Below are 17,221 nucleotides of genomic sequence, written 5' to 3' on the forward strand. Positions count from 1 at the left end.
ATGGGATCATCCGTGGGGAGAGAGCCCTCACCCGCTGCGCCGAGGGCGCAGCGACCTCTCCCGCAAGCGGGAGAGGTGAAGCGGCGGACGCCCTAGCCATTCGGGCAGGTCTGCGCGCCGGCACGAGCACCTTGCGCAGCAGGAACCCGGCCCCCATGTGTGAGTTCTCCGAAGGAACCTCACCATGTTGGATTTTGCCGCAAATAACGCCGGTGACGCGCTGTCACCGCGAACGACTGAAGCTACGCCGGGCAATGACCGGACGCTGCTCGATGCCTATTCCAACGCCGTGATCGACGTGACCGAACGCGTCGGCCCCGCGGTGGTGCGCGTCGAGACCGGCCCGAAGGTCAAAACCCCGCGCGAACGCGCCGGGCTCGGCTCCGGCATCATTATCTCGCCCGATGGCCTCGTGCTGACCAACAGCCACGTGGTCGGCTCGTCGAAAGAGATCCGCCTGCGCGACACCGAGGGATTCGTGACCGACGCCCATGTGCTCGGCGTCGATCCCGACACCGACCTTGCATTGCTGCGGGCCGATGGCGCGCGCGATTTGCCTTACGCTTCGCTCGGCGATTCCAAGCAACTCCGGCGCGGCCAGCTCGTGGTCGCGATCGGCAATCCGCTCGGCTTTGAATCGACCGTCACTGCCGGCGTGGTGTCGGCGCTGGGCCGTTCGATCCGCTCGGTCAGCGGGCGCACCATCGAGGACGTGATCCAGACCGATGCGGCGCTGAACCCCGGCAATTCCGGCGGCCCGCTGGTGTCATCGAATTCGCAGGTGATCGGCATCAACACCGCGATCATCAACGGCGCGCAGGGCATCTGCTTTGCGGTCGCGAGCAACACCGCGCAGTTCGTGCTGTCGGAGATCATCCGCCACGGCTATGTCCGCCGCGCCTTCATCGGCGTCGCCGGCCAGACCGCGCCGATCCCGCGGCGCCATGCGGTGCTCGCCGGCGTCGACAACAAGATGGGCGCGCTGCTCGCGCAGATCGAGCCGGACAGCCCGGCGGCGAGAGCGGGGCTTCTGCCCGGCGACGTCGTGATCAAGCTCGACGGCATCGACATCAACGGTGTCGATGACCTGATCCGCGCGCTCGATCGCGACCGCATCGACCGCACGCTGGCGATGGACGTCCTGCGCCTGGGCCGCCTGCGCGCGATCGACATCCACCCGATCGAGCGCAAGCCTGCGAAGTAGTGATGCTGCCAGTTGATGTGCCCTCGCCCCTTGCGGGAGAGGGCGGCTCGGCTATTAGCGGCGAACTCACTTGGGTGAGGGGGTCTCTCCACCAGCACAGGAGCGTGTGGAGAGAACCCCTCATCCGGCGCTTCGCGCCACCTTCTCCCACAAGGGGAGAAGGGAAGAAGCGCGCCGATCTCAATCCCGCAGCGCCGCCAGCAGTTCGTCGGGCTGCTCGACCATCATCATGTGGCCGGCACCGGCCAGCACCGTGGTGCGTGCGTTCGGCGTTGCGGCTGCCAGCGTCTTGCCGGCTCTGGCAGGCGTCATCATGTCACGCTCGCCGAGGATGAAGGTCGCGGGCACCTTGATCTGCGCCGCCGCGGCCAGCGCGTTCTGGTATGAATTGCAGGCGTTCAGATCATTGTAGAGCACGCCCGGTCGCGCACGCTGCAGCACGCGCTGCGCGCCGTGGTGCATCCACAGTCCCGGCGCGAGCGAGCCGCCGAGTTCCGCCTTGAAGCCGAGGCCCCAGATCGAGACCATGTCGATCGCGGCGGGGTCGTTGGCCTCCGCTGCCTTCAACAGATCGGGCCCCACGGTCATCGTTGCCGCCGTTCCGATCAGGCTGAGCGCCGATACCTTCTCCGGGTGCCGTGCCGCGGTCTCCAGCGCGATCAGCGAGCCCATGGAATGGCCGATCAGCTTCGCCTTCGAGGCGCCGGCTGCCTGCAACAGCGCCGCGATCCAGTCCGCCATCGCCGCAATCGTCGGCAGCGGCTTGCCGGACGAACGGCCATGGCCTGGCAGATCCGGCACCAATACCGAATAGCCGTGATGCGCGAACCACCGGCTGTGCAAGGCCCAGGTGGAGCTGTCGAAGCCCGCACCGTGGATCATCACGACCGTGGGCAACGATGGATCGAACGGCTTTCCGCCAGTCGCCACGAAGGTCTCAATCCCGTTCACCGAAAGCTGCATGGCTCAAACCCTCTGCGACGCGCGAAGCGCCTGGCCGAGATCGTCGATGATGTCTTGCGCGGTCTCGATGCCGACCGACAGCCGCACCAGCTCTTCGCCGATGCCGGCAGCCTTGAGCTGGTCGGCGTCCATCTGCTGATGGGTGGTCGAGGCGGGATGGATCACCAGCGTCTTGGCATCGCCGACATTGGCGAGGTGGCTGATCAGCTTCAACGACTCGATGAACTTCTTGCCCGCAGCGCGTCCGCCCTTGATGCCGAAGCTGACGATCGAGCCGGCGCCCCGCGGCAGCAGCTTCTTCGCAAGCTCGTGATCCGGGTGATTTTCCAGCGCCGGATGCAGCACCCAGTCGACCGCCTTGTTCGCCGTCAGGAATTCCAGCACCGCCAAAGTATTGCTCATGTGGCGATCCATGCGCACACCGAGCGTCTCGATGCCTTGCAGGAGCTGGAACGCGTTGGTCGGCGATATGCAGGCGCCGAAATCGCGCAAGCCTTCGGTGCGTGCGCGCATGATGAAAGCCGCCTTGCCGAACTGCTCGTCGAAGACGATGCCGTGATAGCCGGCATAGGGCTCGGTGAGCTGCGGGAATTTGCCCGACGCATGCCAGTCGAACCCGCCGCCATCGACGATGACACCGCCGATCGCAATGCCGTGTCCGCCGAGCCATTTCGTCGCCGAGTTCATGACGATGTCGGCGCCCAATTCGATCGGCCGGCTGAGATAGGGCGTCGCAAAGGTGTTGTCGATCAACAGCGGGATCTTCGCGTCATGCGCGATGTCGGCCACCGCTGGGATATCGAGCACTTCGAGCCCGGGATTGCCGATGGTCTCGGCGATCACCAGCCGCGTATTCGGCTTGATCGCGGCGCGGAATTCGTCCAGCGCGCGCGGCTTCACGAAAGTCGTCGTGATGCCAAAGCGCGGCAACGTATGCGCCAGCAGGTTGATGGTGCCGCCATAGAGCGAAGCGGAGGCGACGATATGATCGCCGGCATTGAGCAGGGTCGCGATCGCCAGATGCATCGCGGCCATGCCGCTCGCGGTGCAGATCGCGCCGACGCCGCCTTCGAGCGCCGCGATCCGCTCTTCCAGCACCGCCGTCGTCGGATTGGATATCCGCGTATAGATGTGGCCGGCGCGCTCCAGATTGAACAGCGCGGCGGCGTGGTCGGCGTCCTGGAACACGTAAGACGTCGTCTGGTAGATCGGCACCGCGCGCGATCCCGTCACGGGATCGGGGCGCTGCCCGGCATGCAGGCTTAGGGTTTCGAACGCAGGCGGCTTGGGTGCGGGCATGCTGAAACTCGCGAAGATGGGATCGGGGATTGGTGCGCTTACGGCGTGATCCGGACAGATGGAAGCCGATTTTCCGAAAAGATCATGCCCAAAACTAGACGTGCACGGCGGCGCGTACGCGGCCGGCATTGCCGAATACGCGCAGGTAACGCTCGACCTCGGAGGGGATGCCGGTCGCCTTCTCGGGATTGTCTGAGAGTTTCACCGCCGGCCTGCCGTCGACCGAGGTCACCTTGCAGACGATCGAGATCGGGTCGAGATCGGCGGAACCATTGGGCGTGCAGCCGACGAAGTCATTGGTGAGGTTGGTGCCCCAGCCGAAGCTGATGCGGACGCGGCCGGAGAAATGCCTGTAGGTTTCCTCGATTGAATCGACATCCATCGCGTCGGAGAACACCAGCAGCTTTTCCTTGGGATCGCGGCCCTTCTGTTTCCACCATCTGATGATCTCTTCGCCGGCCGCGATCGGCGGCGCGCTGTCCGGGCGAAAGCCGGTCCAGTCCGCGACCCAATCCGGCGCGTCGCGCAGGAACACTCTGGTGCCGAAAGCATCGGGCAGCGCGACCAGCAGGTTGCCGCCATAGGTATGGCGCCACTGGTCGAGGATAGCGTAGGGCGCCCAGCGCAGCTCTTCGTCCGAATTGGCAAGCGCCGCGGCCACCATCGGCAGCTCATGGGCATTGGTGCCGATCGCCTCGAGGTCGTTGTCCATCGCCAGCAGCACGTTGGAGGTGCCGGTGAAGGACGGCCCCAGCCCCTCCTTCACCGCCTCGACGCACCAGCGCTGCCAGAGAAAGCCGTGGCGGCGGCGGGTGCCGAAGTCCGAAAGCCGCAAGCCGTCGAGCTTGCGCAGGCGCTCGACCTTGGCCCACAGCTTGGCCTTGGCGCGGGCATAGAGCACGTCGAGCGCGAAGCGGCCCTGACCCTTCATCGCCGCGCGCGAGCGCAACTCGTTCAGGATCGCCAGCGCGGGGATCTCCCACATCGTGGTGTGGGTCCACGGCCCGTGGAAATGCAGTTCATACTGCCCGTCGACCTTGTGCAGGTCATATTCGGGCAGGCGGAAACTCGAAAGCCAGTTGATGAAATCCGGCGAGAACATCTGGGTCTTGCCGTAGAAGGTGTTACCGGCGAGCCAGATCAGCTCCTTCTTGCTGAAGCGGATGGTGCGGGCGTGGTCGAGCTGGGCGCGCAATTCGCCCTCGTCGATCACCTCGGCAAGCCGGACGCGGCCGGTGCGGTTGATCACCGAAAAGGTCGTGCGCGTGTCCGGGTAGAATTCCCGGATCATCTGCATCATCAACAGCTTGTAGAAATCGGTGTCGAGCAGGCTGCGCACGATCGGGTCGAGCCGCCAGCCATGGTTGTAGGTCCGGGTTGCAATATCCGTAAACGTCATGACGGAACCTTAGCCTGCCAAAAGCTGCCCAACCAGTGGGATTTGCCAGGAGCATGATCCGGAAAAGTGGGTGCCGGTTTTCCGAAAAGATCATGCTCAAACAAAAAGATAAAGCGGGAGGATGTCCGAAGGGACGTCCTCGCGCTTGAGCAGAGCAGCTCAGCGTGTTCCCTGTCTGATCCTGCCGACGGCAGCTTCGAGCCCGGTCCAGGCCGCCTTGTCCGGGGCAAACTGCCGTCGGAGATAGGAAACGAGCTCGGCAATCTGGCCATCGGTCATGCTGTCCTTGAAGGCAGGCATATAACCGAGATTGCCGGTCGCGGGTTCGCGGATGCCGTGCAGGATCACCTGGATCAAATTGTCCGGCACCGCGCTGTGTAGATTGCTGTTGAGGGACAGCGATGGCCGGCTGCCGAACAAAGGTGGCCCGCCCACCTCGTGACAGACCGCGCAGGCGCCCTGATAGAGGCGGGCGCCGAAAGAGGCGGGCATAACAGTGCTCGTGGCGGTCGCATGTTCGAGCTTCACAGCGATCGCTTCCTGCGCCGGCGTGTCGATGGCCGTGGCGCTGAACGCGCTGAGATAGACCGCCATGGCGCGGATGTCGTGGTCGGGCAGGGCGGCCAATTCCTTCACCACCGGCGCCATCGGCCCGGCCGCCACGCCGTGGAAGCGGGACTCACCGGTCCGCAGATAGGCGTAGAGTTCGTCCTCGCTCCAGGGGATCGGCGCTTTCGATAGGGACGTCAGCGCCGGCGCCTCCCAGCCCTCGGCGAAGCCGCCGGCGAGATAGGCATTCTTGAGTTCGGCGCCGAGCGCGTTGCGCGGCGAATGGCAGGCGCTGCAGTGACCGAGACCTTCGACCAGATAGGCGCCGCGATTCCAGATTTCCGACCTGGTTGGATCGGGCTGGAATGTTTTTGTATCATGGAACAGCGCGTTCCATCCGGCGAGCAGCGGGCGCAGGTTGAATGGAAACTTCAGTTCATGTTCCGGTGTCGTCGCATGCGCCGGTGCCTGCGCCATCAGGAAGGCATAGAGCGCCTGCAGGTCGGCATCATCAGCCTTGGCAAAATGGGTATAGGGGAAGGCCGGATAGAGATGCCGGCCGTCGCGATGGATGCCTTCGCGCATCGCCCGCTCGAAGGCCGGATAGGACCACGCGCCGATGCCGGTCTCGACATCCGGTGTGATGTTGGTCGCGTAGATGACGCCGAACGGCGTTTCCAGTGGCCGCCCGCCGGCGTTGAACGCTCCGCCTGATGCGGTATGACACACGCCGCAGGCGCCGAGTGCCGCCAGTTCCTTGCCGCGGGCAATGGTCGCGGCCGAATAGACCGACGTGTCGGGACGCGCGATCGGCGCGATCGCCCGCCACGGCAGCACGGCTGCGCCGATGCCGACGATTGCTGCGCATAGCGCGGCGATGCCGGCGAGCGCGCCGGTGCGTTTCGCAAACGGCTTTTGCCATGCGTCCGATGCGATAGGCAGTGGCGCCAGCGCGGGCGGAGCAGTCGGTTGCTCGCCGTGCAATCCCTTCAGGATACGTTCCGGCGTGAACGGCAATTCGCGGAAGCGCACGCCGGTGGCATCATAGATCGCGTTCGCGATCGCGGCCGCGCTTGGCACTGAAGCGGATTCGCCGACGCCGAGCGGTGGCTGATCCTGCCGCGGCAGCATCAGCACGTCGATCTTGGGAAGCTCGGGAAATTTGATGATGGGGTAGGCGCCCCATTCCCGCGCCGTCACCGCGCCGCGCTCGAAGGTGACTTCTTCCATCAGCGCGCGGCTGGTCGACTGGATGATGTTGCCTTCGATCTGATGGCGCACGCCGTCCGGGTTGATCATCAAACCGGAATCCTGGCCGGCCACCACGCGCGTCACGCTGACGTCGCCGGTCGCCTTGTTGACCGCGACATCGGCGATCCACGCCGACCATGCCGCGCCATAGCCTGGAAACTTGCTGTGGACGTAGAGCGCATAGGCAAAGCCGCGCCCGCGCGCGATGTCGCCTTCCGCGACCTTCTCCTCGCGCACCGGCCGCGGTTTCCAGCCGGCGCGTTCGGCGACGGCATTGACGAGATCAATGGCGCGCTGGTCCTTGAGATAGCGCAGCCGGTATTCGATCGGATCGACGCCGGCTTCGCTCGCGAGCTCGTCGATATAGGATTCATGCGCAAAGGTGTTCGGCAGTGCCGAGACGCCGCGCAACCAGGAAGCGCGCACGATCGGCGGCATGTCGTTGGCGACCACGCGCATGTGCTCGTAGTCGTATGGCGGGATCGCCGTGCGGTCGCCCATCTCGAACACGGCAGGTGTCGGCGCGATCCGCCCGGTGAGCAAGAGCGCCAGCGTCGGCGCGCCGTTCGAGGGATAGCGCGTGGCGAAATCGTAGGCCGCCACGCTGCCGTCCGCGTTCAAGCCGCCATTGACATCCATCAGTTGGGCGGTGCCCTTCGGCTCCCACGCATGCTCCTGCTCGCGCGTCAATTGCACGCGCACCGGACGGCCGACCGCGCGCGAAAGCAAGAGCGCATCCGCCGTGACATCGTCGGCGCAGTTGCGGCCATAGCAACCGGCCGCCTCCATCCTGATCACCTCGATCTCGGCCTCCGGCCGCTCGATCAGGAGCGCGAGATCGCCGCGCAGGATGTGCGGGTTCTGCGTGCCCGACCAGACGCGGATTCCGCCGTCGCGATAGTCCGCCACTGCGCAGGACGGGCCGATCGAGCCGTGCATCTGGTAAGGCCACAGGTAAGTCCGCTGCATCGGCTTCGCCGCGGCCTTGATCGCAGCATCGACATCGCCCTTGTCGAGCAACGTGCGCGGCGTCGACGGATTGGCGCGTAGCGCCTGCTCGATATTCTCAAGATCGGTCGGGGCCGGTCCCGGCTTCCAGGTGACCTTCAGTTGTGCGGCAGCGCTGATCGCGTTCTCCTCGCGCTCGGCGACGACGCCGACGAAGTCGCCGATGCGGACCACGGCGACGAGGCCCGGAATATTCCGTACCGAACCTTCGTCGACTGCGATCAGGCTGGTGCCGACGAACGGCCCGGCATCGACGCCCGCATAGGGCGGGCGCACCACGCGGCCGTGCAGCATGCCGGGCACGCGAACGTCGTGGACATAGACCAGTTCGCCGGTTGCCTTGGCGGGGAGATCGACGCGCGGCATCGATTTGCCGACGACGGAATAGGCATCGACGGTCTTCACCGGCACGTCGTCGGCGAGTTCGAGGCGGATCGTGTCGTCCGCGATCAACTCGCCATAGGTGACACTGCGGTTGTCCTTGCCGCGGATCAGCCCGTCCTCGATCGCGAGTTCGTCGCTTGATAGTTCGAGCCGTTCGACCGCGCGCGCGACCAAAAAGTGGCGCGCCTGCGCCGCCGCCTTGCGGAGCGGCACCGCCGATATCTGCATGGTCTCGCTGGCGATCGTCGGACCCTGGTTGGGCGTTTGCGAGGTGTCGCCGAGCACCACGACCACGCGCGCAAACGACACGTCCAGTTCCTCGGCAACGACCTGCCCGAGGGCGGTGCGGATGCCGGTGCCAAGGTCGACATGGCCGTTATAGGCGGTGACGAAGCCATCCGCCGTGATCCTGATGAAGGTTTCGAACGCGCCGTCCGCATCCGATCGCCTGATAACGGAGAGCGACCCCTGCGGGCGCGCGGGATTCTCCTGCGACGCCATCAATCGCGCGCCTCGAGTTCGTGGCCGGCCGCGCGCATGGCGGCGCGGATGATCTCGATATGCGCGCCGCAGCGGCAGAGATTGTAGCGCAGCGCCTCCAGCACCTCGGTCTCGGTCGGACGCGGATTGCGCGTGAGCAGCGCCTTGGTCGTGATGATCATGCCGTTGAGGCAATAGCCGCATTGCGCGGCCTGCTCGGCGATGAAAGCTTCTTGCACAGGATCGGGGCGTTCGCGCGTGCCGAGCCCTTCGAGCGTCACAATGTCGCGCCCGATGCAGCCGTCAATCGGGATCACGCAGGATCGCGCCGCGACGCCGTCGATCAGCACTGCGCAGGCGCCGCATTCGCCGAGCCCGCAACCATATTTCGGTCCGTTCAGTTCGAGATCGTTGCGCAGCACGTAAAGCAGTGCGGTGTCCGGAGCGGCGTCGACATCGAAAATCCTGCCGTTGACGGTCAGGCGCATCGGCTCGTGGTCCCCAAAGGCTTCGATAAGAGTTGCGCTGATTGCGGTGCAAAATCGGCGATCGCACAATCACGATCGATCGCATCGGAGGATAACGTTTGTGTACAAACGTGCAAGCCATCAGCGTCTTGCTGCACTGCGCTGCCCGCTTTCTGGACAATGCGGGGAGGCAAATGAGGTTTTATTCGGCAGCCGCGGTTTTTCGCTGTTGCACCCGCTTGACAGGTCTACAACCTGCGCGCAGGATCATTCGTATACGAACGATCCCCGATGATTGATATCCGGGGACCAGATGACGCCGCCTCCCAACACCAGGCTTGTTCGCGATGGCTGACGTTGCCGCTTCTGACAAGATCCGCTGCGATGCCTGCCCGGTGATGTGCTACATCAAGCCTGGCGCGGCGGGCGCCTGCGATCGCTATGCCAATCACGACGGCAGGCTGGTGCGCGTCGATCCGCATATCGTGCTGTCGCGTGCGCTCGAGCATGGCGGGCGCGTGGTGCCGTTCCAGGCGAGCGGCGACTGGGACGGCAAGATCGTCCACCAGGGCGACATCTTCGTCACCGCGATCGGCGCCGGCACCACCTATCCCGACTACAAGCCGGCCCCGTTCATCGTGTCGTCGGAAATCGACGGCGTCGATATGGTCACCGTGGTGACCGAAGGCATCTTCTCCTATTGCGGCGTCAAGGTGAAGATCGATACCGACCGCTATCTTGGCCCGGAGACTGCGGCGGTGCGCGCGCAGGGCGAGGTGGTCGGGCACGTCACCACCAGCGAATACGGCTCGCAGATGCTGTCGCTCGGCGGCGTGCATCATCTGACCGGCGGCTCCAAGAAGGAGGGCCGCGTCACCTGCGACACGCTGATGGATCTTTCCAACTGCAAGCCGGTGGAACTCATCATCGACGGCGGCGCCACGGTCGTGGTGCAGGCGGGCCAGGCGCCTGTTGTCAACGGCGTGCGGGAAGAGCGCATGCGCGTCGGCTGCGGCTCGGCCACCATCGGCATGTTCGCCAAGCAGTGGCACGGCAAGGTCGACGAAGTCGTTGTGGTCGATGACCACATCACCGGCGTGCTCTCGGAGCACCAGGCCGGCAAGCTGCTCGATATTCCCGACACCGGCATCAAGATGAAAGGGCGTCGCTCGACGCCCGGCCGCTATTTCCAGGTCGCCGAGCCCGGCACGGGCTGGGGCGGCACCAGGATCTCCGATCCGCTTTCCGTGCTCGGCCCGTTCAATCCCAAGGAAGCGCGGCCGGGGCTCACCATGCTGATGGTCTCGACCACCGGCGAGCACGCGGCCTATTACGTGCTCGACGAAGCGCTGCGGCCGATCGAGCAGGAGATGCCGGCTGAGCTGAGATTCTCGGTCGAGCGCATCCAGGAAAATTGCGAGCCGGCGCTGTGCACCGTGCTGTTCATGGCCGGTGCCGGTGGCTCGCTGCGCGCCGGCGTCACCGACAACCCGGTGCGGCTGACGCGTTCGGTGAAGGATGCACTGACCCGCGTCACCAGCGGCGGCGCGCCGGTTTATGTCTGGCCGGGCGGCGGCATCACCTTCATGGTCGACGTCACGCAGATGCCGATCGGGGCATTTGGATATGTGCCGACGCCGGCGCTGGTCGCGCCGATCGAGTTCACGCTAAGACTTTCCGACTATGCGGCGCTCGGCGGCCACATGGATTATGTGCGGCCGCTGTCCTCGCTCCACGACAGCGCCGAGATCCGGCCGATGCTCTTCACATCGGGGAGGCGAACATGACGAGACGTCCGCAAATCGCGCTTCTCCCTGATGGCAAGCGGCTGCATTTGCAGGACGGACCGATCGATCTGATCGTTGAGGCGACGGGAAGCGAGACGGCCGTGCGCGCGGCCTATGACGCCGCTGTGTGCCGCTTCACCGGCCTGCTGGACGGGCTCTGCATGGAGCTCGGCGAATTGCGCAAGGCGGCCCATCCGATGCACTGCGTGCTCCATGGCGAGGTTGCGCGCCGCATGCATGCGGCGGTGGCGCCGTTCGCCGCCGATCGCTTCATCACGCCGATGGCTGCGGTCGCCGGCAGCGTGGCGGATGAAATCCTCGGTGCGATGCTGGAGGCTGCATCGCTCGATCGCGCCTATGTCAATAATGGCGGCGATATCGCCCTGCATCTTGCGGGCGACCAACAGTTCACCGTCGGCCTGATTGACCGTCCCGATAGTCGCGGCCTGCTGCAGACCATGGTGATCCATGCCGACGATCCCATCCGCGGCATCGCCACCAGCGGCCGTCTCGGCCGCAGCTTCTCCTTCGGTATCGCCGATGCCGTCACCGTGCTGGCGCGGACCGCCTCGGAAGCCGATGCCGCCGCGACCGTCATCGCCAACGCGGTCGACCTGCCCGGACATCCCGCGATCCTCCGCCGCCCGGCCAACGAATTGCAGCCTGACAGCGACCTCGGCCCGCGTTTGGTGACGCGGGAGGTCGGCACATTGTTGGCGCGCGAGATCACTGATGCCCTTGAAGCGGGTGCGGTTTGCGCGCGAGAATGCCTCGCGGCAGGATTGATCGAGGGCGCGGCGCTGCGCCTCTTCGGCGAGACTGACATCGTGAGGGCGCGTGCGCTCGGGATGCCGGAATCGCAACTCGTTCATGAATGCGCGATAGAGAATGCGCGGACCTGATCAGAAACCGGGCCGAAAACAACAGGGCGGAAACCGATGAGTGCCATCATTCGCAAGATCGTCACGGTGGTCGAGGAGACCCACATCGAGATGGGCAAGACCATCGCCCCGCCGACCCGGCGCGCGGCAGCGATCGCGGTGATCGAGAACCCCTTTGCCGGCCGCTATGTCGAGGACCTCTCGCCCCTGATCGCGATTGGCGAGGAACTCGGCGACTTGCTGTCGAAACGGGCGGTGGCGGCGCTCGGCATCGAGGGCGCCAAGGCGCATTCCTATGGAAAGGCCGCCGCCGTCGGCGAAAACGGCGAGCTCGAGCATGCGGCCGCGATCTTGCATCCCAAGATGGGAGCGCCCGTCCGCAAGGTCCTGGGTAAAGGAGCCGCATTGATTCCGTCGTCGAAAAAGCGTTCTGGTCCGGGAACGACGCTGGATATTCCGCTGGGGCACAAGGATGCGGCCTTCGTGCGCAGCCATTTCGATGGCATGGAGGTGCAGATCAACGACGCGCCGCGGGCCAACGAGATCATGGTCGCGGTCGCCGTCACAGATTCCGGCCGGCCGCTGCCGCGCGTCGGCGGGCTGACGGTCGCGGCGATCAAGGGCGAAGACGGTTTGAGATAATTTTGTTGGATATCGGAGGTAAGGGATGCGGAATTATTTGATCGGGGCAGGGCTCGCGGTGCTGGTTGCGGGCATGGCTGACGCCGCCATGGCCCAGAGCGAAATCAAGATCGGCGAGATCAACAGCTATTCGCTGTTGCCCGCCTTCACCGAGCCCTATCGCAAGGGCTGGCAGCTCGCGGTGGAAGAGATCAACGCCGCCGGCGGCATCAACGGCAAGAAGCTCGTCGTCATCTCCAAGGATGACAACGGCAAGCCGGCGGATGCGCAGACCGCGGCGAACGAACTGGTCTCGAGCGAGAACGTCGCGATGCTGGCCGGCACGTTCCTCTCCAACATCGGTCTCGCCGTCTCTGACTTCGCCAACCAGAAGAAAGTGTTCTTCCTCGCCGCCGAGCCTTTGACCGATGCCATCACCTGGTCGAAGGGCAACCGCTACACCTTCCGCCTGCGCCCCTCCAATTACATGCAGGCCGCAATGCTGGTGGAGGCCGCGGCGAAACTGCCGGCCAAGCGCTGGGCCACCATCGCGCCGAATTATGAATACGGCCAGTCGGCCGTTGCGGTCTTCAAGAAGCTGATGTCGGAGAAGCGCCCGGACATCGTATGGGTCGACGAGCAGTGGCCGCCGCAGGGCAAGATCGACGCCGGCCCGGTGGTGCAGGCGGTCGCGGCCGCCAATCCGGAGGCGATCCTCAACGTCACCTTCGGCGCCGATCTGGTGAAGCTCGTGCGCGAGGGCAACACCCGCGGCCTGTTCAAGGACCGCGCGGTGGTGAGCTTCCTCACCGGCGAGCCGGAATATCTCGATCCGCTGAAGGACGAGACGCCGGAGGGATGGATCGTCACCGGCTATCCCTGGTACGCGATCAAGACGCCGGAGCATGAGGCGTTCCTGAAGGCCTACCAGGCCAAGTTCAAGGACTATCCGCGGCTCGGCTCGATCGTCGGCTACCAGACCATCAAGTCGGCAGCGGCGATCCTGGCCAAGGCGAACTCGACCGATCCGGAGAAGCTGATTGCGGCGACCGAAGACCTGTCGGTGCCGTCGCCGTTCGGCGAGATCACGTTCCGCAAGATCGATCACCAGTCGACCTTGGGAGCTTACGTCGGCAAGACCGCGCTGAAGGACGGCAAGGGCGTGATGGTGGAGTCCTCCTACAAGAAGGGCTCCGACTATCTCCCGAGCGATGCCGAAGTCGAAAAGCTCCGGCCGAAGGATTGATCTTCCGCTTTGCGTAGGGTGGGTTAGCCGAAGGCGTAACCCACCGCGGCGGATGGCGGGTTACGCTTACGCTAACGCGCCCTACGAAGGACAACCGGGGCCTCATGGTTCGAGACGGCGCTTCGCGCCTCCTCACCATGAGGGTCTCAGACCTCGCCGAGCGGCTCTGAGACCTCCTTGAATTCAGACCTCATCCTGAGGAGGCCGCGCGGCGGCCGTCTCGAAGGATGGCCATGCACTCAGAACGAAGTCACGTAGCTAACCACTCCAACCCGGACCGCCGATGGCCTTTTATTTCGTTCAGTTCCTGACCGGACTTGCCAGCGCCGCCTCGCTGTTCCTGGTCGCCTCGGGGCTGTCGATCATCTTTGGCGTGACGCGGATCGTGAATTTCGCGCATGGCGCCTTCTACATGCTCGGCGCCTATATCGCCTTCACGCTCACGGAGCGCCTTGAAGGCGCGCTCGGCTTCTGGGGTGGCATCGTTGTCGCAGCGCTTGTCGTCGCCGTCGTCGGCGTGCTGGTCGAGATGGTGCTACTGCGGCGCATCTACCATTCACCCGAACTGTTCCAGTTGCTCGCGACCTTCGGCCTCACGCTGATGGTCCAGGATATCGTCGTGCTGATCTGGGGGCCGGACGATCTGCTCGGCCGCCGCGCGCCCGGCTTCAAGGGCGCGGTCGATTTCTTCGGCCAGAACATCCCGAGCTATGACCTGTTCCTGATCGTGCTCGGCCCGGTCGTGCTCGGCATCCTCTGGCTGCTGTTCCAGCGCACGCGCTGGGGCGTCCTGGTGCGCGCGGCGACGCAGGACCGCGACATGGTCGCAGCGCTTGGCGTCAACCAGAAATGGCTGTTCACCAGCGTGTTTGCGGTCGGCGTCTTCCTCGCCGCGCTCGGCGGGGCGCTGCAGATCCCGCGCGATGCCGTGCATCATGCGATGGATCTGCGCATCATCGTCGAGGTCTTCGTCGTGGTCGTGATCGGCGGTCTCGGCAGCATCATCGGCGCCTTCGTCGCCGCCGTGCTGGTCTCCGAGCTCAACGCCTTCGGCATTCTGATCTTCCCGAAGATCTCCATCATCCTGGTTTTCCTGGTGATGGCGGTGGTGCTGATCGTCCGGCCATGGGGCCTGTTCGGCAAGCCCGAGGCGCCGGCGCGGCGCACGCCGGGCCTCACCGTCAATCCCTGGCGTCCCTGGACCTCGAACGAGCGATTGGCCGCAGTCGGCGCGCTGATCGTGGCGGCAGCATTGCCGTTGTTCGGCGGCAATTACGCGCTCACCGTCGCCTCGGAGATCGCGATCTTCGTGATCTTTGCCGTCAGCCTGCATTTCCTGATGTCGGTCGGCGGGCTCGCCTCATTCGGCCACGCCGCCTATTTCGGCCTTGGCGCCTATGGCGTCGCTTTCCTCGCCAAGTTCGCAGGGCTCCCGATGATCGCCTGCCTGCTGCTTGGCCCGCTGCTCGGGCTCGCCGGCGCCGCCGTGTTCGGCTTCTTCGCCGTGCAGCTCTCCGGGGTCTATTTCGCGATGCTGACTCTCGCCTTCGCCCAGATCGTGTGGTCGATCGCGTTCCAATGGGTGGCGGTCACCGGCGGCGACAACGGCATCCTCGGCGTCTGGCCCGAGAAATGGGCGGCCAGCCCGTCGCATTTCTACTGGCTCTCGCTCGGCATCGCCGCGCTCGCGGTCATGATCCTCCGCATCATCGTGTTCTCGCCGTTCGGCTTCGCGTTGCGGGCGACGCGGGATTCGCCGTTGCGCAGCGAGGCTGTCGGCATCAACGGCAAGCGCATCCAGTGGACCGCGTTCGTGATCGCGGGCACCGTGGCCGGCCTCGCCGGCGCGCTGTTCGCCTATCTCAAGGGCAGCGTCTTCCCTGACAACATGGGCATCTCGCTCTCGGTCGATGCGCTGGTCATGGTGCTGCTCGGCGGCGTCGAGACGGTGTTCGGCGGCGTCGTCGGCGCCATCGTCTACAAGGCGTTGAACATCTGGTTGGTCAGCCAGACCGAGTTGTCGAAACTGGTGCTCGGCGCCTTCATCGTGCTGATCGTGGTCGCGTTCCCGAAGGGCATCGTCGGCACACTGGAATCGATCATCAGCCGCCGTCGCAAATCGTCATCGTCGCATCAGCCGCTTCTCACCTCGCGCATCGAGACCGCCGAATGAGCATGGTCCCCACATTGCTGTCGGTCGAAGGCCTGACCAAGTCGTATGGCGGCGTGCACGCCGTGCGCGGCGTCTCGTTCGAGCTGCGCGCCGGCGAGATCCTGGCGCTGATCGGCCCGAACGGCGCCGGCAAGAGCACCTGCTTCGACATGCTCAATGGCCAGAACATTCCGGACTCCGGCCGCATCACGATCCTGGGCGAGGAAACCGTCGGCAAGAAGCCGCGCGCGATCTGGCGGCTGGGCGTGGGGCGCACCTTCCAGATCACCGCGACCTTTCCCACCATGACGGTGCGCGAGAACGTGCAGGTCGCGCTGGTCTCGCACCGGCACCAGCTCTTCAATCTCTGGAGCTCGACGCCGCATTTTGCGCGCGAAGAAGCCGGCCGGCTGCTCGATCTCGTCGGCATGGGCGCCTACGCCGAGCGTCCCTGCGGCGAGCTCGCCTATGGCGACCTCAAGCGGCTCGAGCTTGCGATCGCGCTCGCCAACCAGCCGAAGCTCCTCTTGATGGACGAGCCGACCGCCGGCATGGCGCCGCGCGAGCGCATCGACTTGATGCGGCTCACCGCCACCATCGCGCGCGAGCAGTCGATCGGCGTGCTCTTCACCGAGCACGACATGGACGTCGTGTTCGAGCATGCCGACCGCATCCTGGTGCTCAACCGCGGCAGCCTGATCGCCGAGGGATCGCCCGAGGAAGTGCGCGGCAACGCGCAGGTCCGCGCCATCTATCTCGGCGAAGGGCTTGTCTATGATGCGCGCCACCGCGATGGAGCGCACGCATGAAACTCGAGGTCAAGGATCTCAACAGCTTCTATGGCCCGGCGCATATCCTGTTCGATATCGCGCTCGATGTCGGTGAGGGCGAGGTGGTCGCGCTGCTCGGCCGCAACGGCGCCGGCAAGTCGACGACCTTTCGTTCCATCGTCGGCCTGGTCGAGAACCGCTCGGGGCGGATCGTGTTCGAGGGCAGGGACGTTTCGCGCGAGCCGACGCACGCGATCGTGCGCGGCGGGCTCGGCTATGTGCCGGAGGAGCGGCGGATCTTCACCGACCTGACGGTGGAGGAGAATCTCGAAGTCGGTCGTCAGCCAAAACGCGAGAACGCACCATACTGGACGCGCGAAAAGCTGTTTACGCTGTTTCCGAATCTTGGCGAGATGCGGGGGCGTGCGGGTGGCCGCATGAGCGGCGGCGAGCAGCAGATGCTGACAATCGCCCGCACGCTGATGGGCAATCCGTCGCTGGTGCTGCTCGATGAGCCCTCCGAAGGCCTGTCGCCGAAGATCGTCGAGCAGATGGTCGATGCGATCCTTGCCATGAAGAAGGAGGGCGTCAGCATCGTCGTCTCCGAGCAGAACCTGCATTTCGCGCGCCTGATCTCGGATCGCGCCTATATCATCGAGCGCGGCCGCATCTGCTTCGGCGGCACGATGGCCGAGCTCGACGCGCGGCCCGATATCCGCGACGCGCATCTGTCGCTGTGACCAGCGGCAGGGAGGGAGTG

General features: G+C 65.1%; 13 protein-coding genes. 8 read left to right on the forward strand and 5 right to left on the reverse strand.

What is annotated here, in order from left to right; all coding sequences use genetic code 11:
- Positions 1–184: 184 nt before the first annotated feature.
- Positions 185–1,204: a trypsin-like peptidase domain-containing protein gene (locus K288_RS0110425; protein ID WP_027579495.1), complete on the forward strand. Its 1,020-nt coding sequence runs from the start codon at positions 185–187 to the stop codon at positions 1,202–1,204.
- Between the two features lie 180 nt (positions 1,205–1,384).
- On the opposite strand, the gene K288_RS0110430 is transcribed toward K288_RS0110425, so the two are convergent.
- From K288_RS0110430 to K288_RS0110450, 5 genes are all read right to left on the reverse strand, one after another.
- Positions 1,385–2,167 (reverse strand): alpha/beta hydrolase, encoded by a 783-nt coding sequence (locus tag K288_RS0110430; RefSeq protein WP_027579496.1) that lies wholly within the window; start codon positions 2,165–2,167, stop codon positions 1,385–1,387.
- Between the two features lie 3 nt (positions 2,168–2,170).
- Positions 2,171–3,466: an O-acetylhomoserine aminocarboxypropyltransferase gene (locus K288_RS0110435; RefSeq protein WP_027579497.1), complete on the reverse strand. Its 1,296-nt coding sequence runs from the start codon at positions 3,464–3,466 to the stop codon at positions 2,171–2,173.
- A gap of 94 nt (positions 3,467–3,560) precedes the next feature.
- Positions 3,561–4,865, reverse strand: coding sequence for a nicotinate phosphoribosyltransferase (gene pncB, locus K288_RS0110440; protein ID WP_027579498.1), 1,305 nt, complete (start codon positions 4,863–4,865; stop codon positions 3,561–3,563).
- A gap of 159 nt (positions 4,866–5,024) precedes the next feature.
- A complete protein-coding gene (locus K288_RS0110445; RefSeq protein WP_027579499.1) occupies positions 5,025–8,558 on the reverse strand; it encodes a molybdopterin cofactor-binding domain-containing protein in 3,534 nt (1,177 codons plus the stop codon).
- Positions 8,558–9,025: a (2Fe-2S)-binding protein gene (locus tag K288_RS0110450; protein WP_027579500.1), complete on the reverse strand. Its 468-nt coding sequence runs from the start codon at positions 9,023–9,025 to the stop codon at positions 8,558–8,560. The genes K288_RS0110445 and K288_RS0110450 overlap by 1 nt, the downstream gene beginning before the upstream one ends.
- 326 nt (positions 9,026–9,351) lie before the next feature.
- On the opposite strand from K288_RS0110450, the gene K288_RS0110455 reads away from it, so the two are divergent.
- The 7 genes from K288_RS0110455 (at position 9,352) to K288_RS0110485 (ending at position 17,201) form a co-directional block, all read left to right on the forward strand.
- Positions 9,352–10,791: a 6-hydroxynicotinate reductase gene (locus K288_RS0110455; RefSeq protein WP_027579501.1), complete on the forward strand. Its 1,440-nt coding sequence runs from the start codon at positions 9,352–9,354 to the stop codon at positions 10,789–10,791.
- Complete coding sequence (locus K288_RS45185; RefSeq protein WP_043159589.1) at positions 10,788–11,693, forward strand: UPF0280 family protein; 906 nt, start codon at positions 10,788–10,790, stop codon at positions 11,691–11,693. Before K288_RS0110455 ends, K288_RS45185 begins: the two co-directional genes overlap by 4 nt.
- Before the next feature lie 36 nt (positions 11,694–11,729).
- Entirely contained in the window at positions 11,730–12,314 is a 585-nt protein-coding gene (locus tag K288_RS0110465; RefSeq protein WP_027579502.1) for an amino acid synthesis family protein, read from the forward strand.
- Positions 12,315–12,339: 25 nt separating this feature from the next.
- Positions 12,340–13,539 carry an ABC transporter substrate-binding protein gene (locus K288_RS0110470; RefSeq protein WP_027579503.1) on the forward strand — a complete coding sequence of 400 codons (1,200 nt, stop codon included), beginning with the start codon at positions 12,340–12,342 and terminating at the stop codon, positions 13,537–13,539.
- 283 nt (positions 13,540–13,822) lie between these two features.
- Complete coding sequence (locus K288_RS0110475; protein ID WP_027579504.1) at positions 13,823–15,712, forward strand: ABC transporter permease; 1,890 nt, start codon at positions 13,823–13,825, stop codon at positions 15,710–15,712.
- Complete coding sequence (locus tag K288_RS0110480; protein WP_027579505.1) at positions 15,709–16,500, forward strand: ABC transporter ATP-binding protein; 792 nt, start codon at positions 15,709–15,711, stop codon at positions 16,498–16,500. The genes K288_RS0110475 and K288_RS0110480 overlap by 4 nt, the downstream gene beginning before the upstream one ends.
- Positions 16,497–17,201: an ABC transporter ATP-binding protein gene (locus tag K288_RS0110485; protein ID WP_027579506.1), complete on the forward strand. Its 705-nt coding sequence runs from the start codon at positions 16,497–16,499 to the stop codon at positions 17,199–17,201. Before K288_RS0110480 ends, K288_RS0110485 begins: the two co-directional genes overlap by 4 nt.
- The last annotated feature ends 20 nt before the right edge of the window (positions 17,202–17,221 follow it).

Origin of the sequence: Bradyrhizobium sp. Ai1a-2, from assembly GCF_000426245.1 — a bacterium.
In the GTDB taxonomy this organism is placed as follows: Bacteria; Pseudomonadota; Alphaproteobacteria; order Rhizobiales; family Xanthobacteraceae; genus Bradyrhizobium.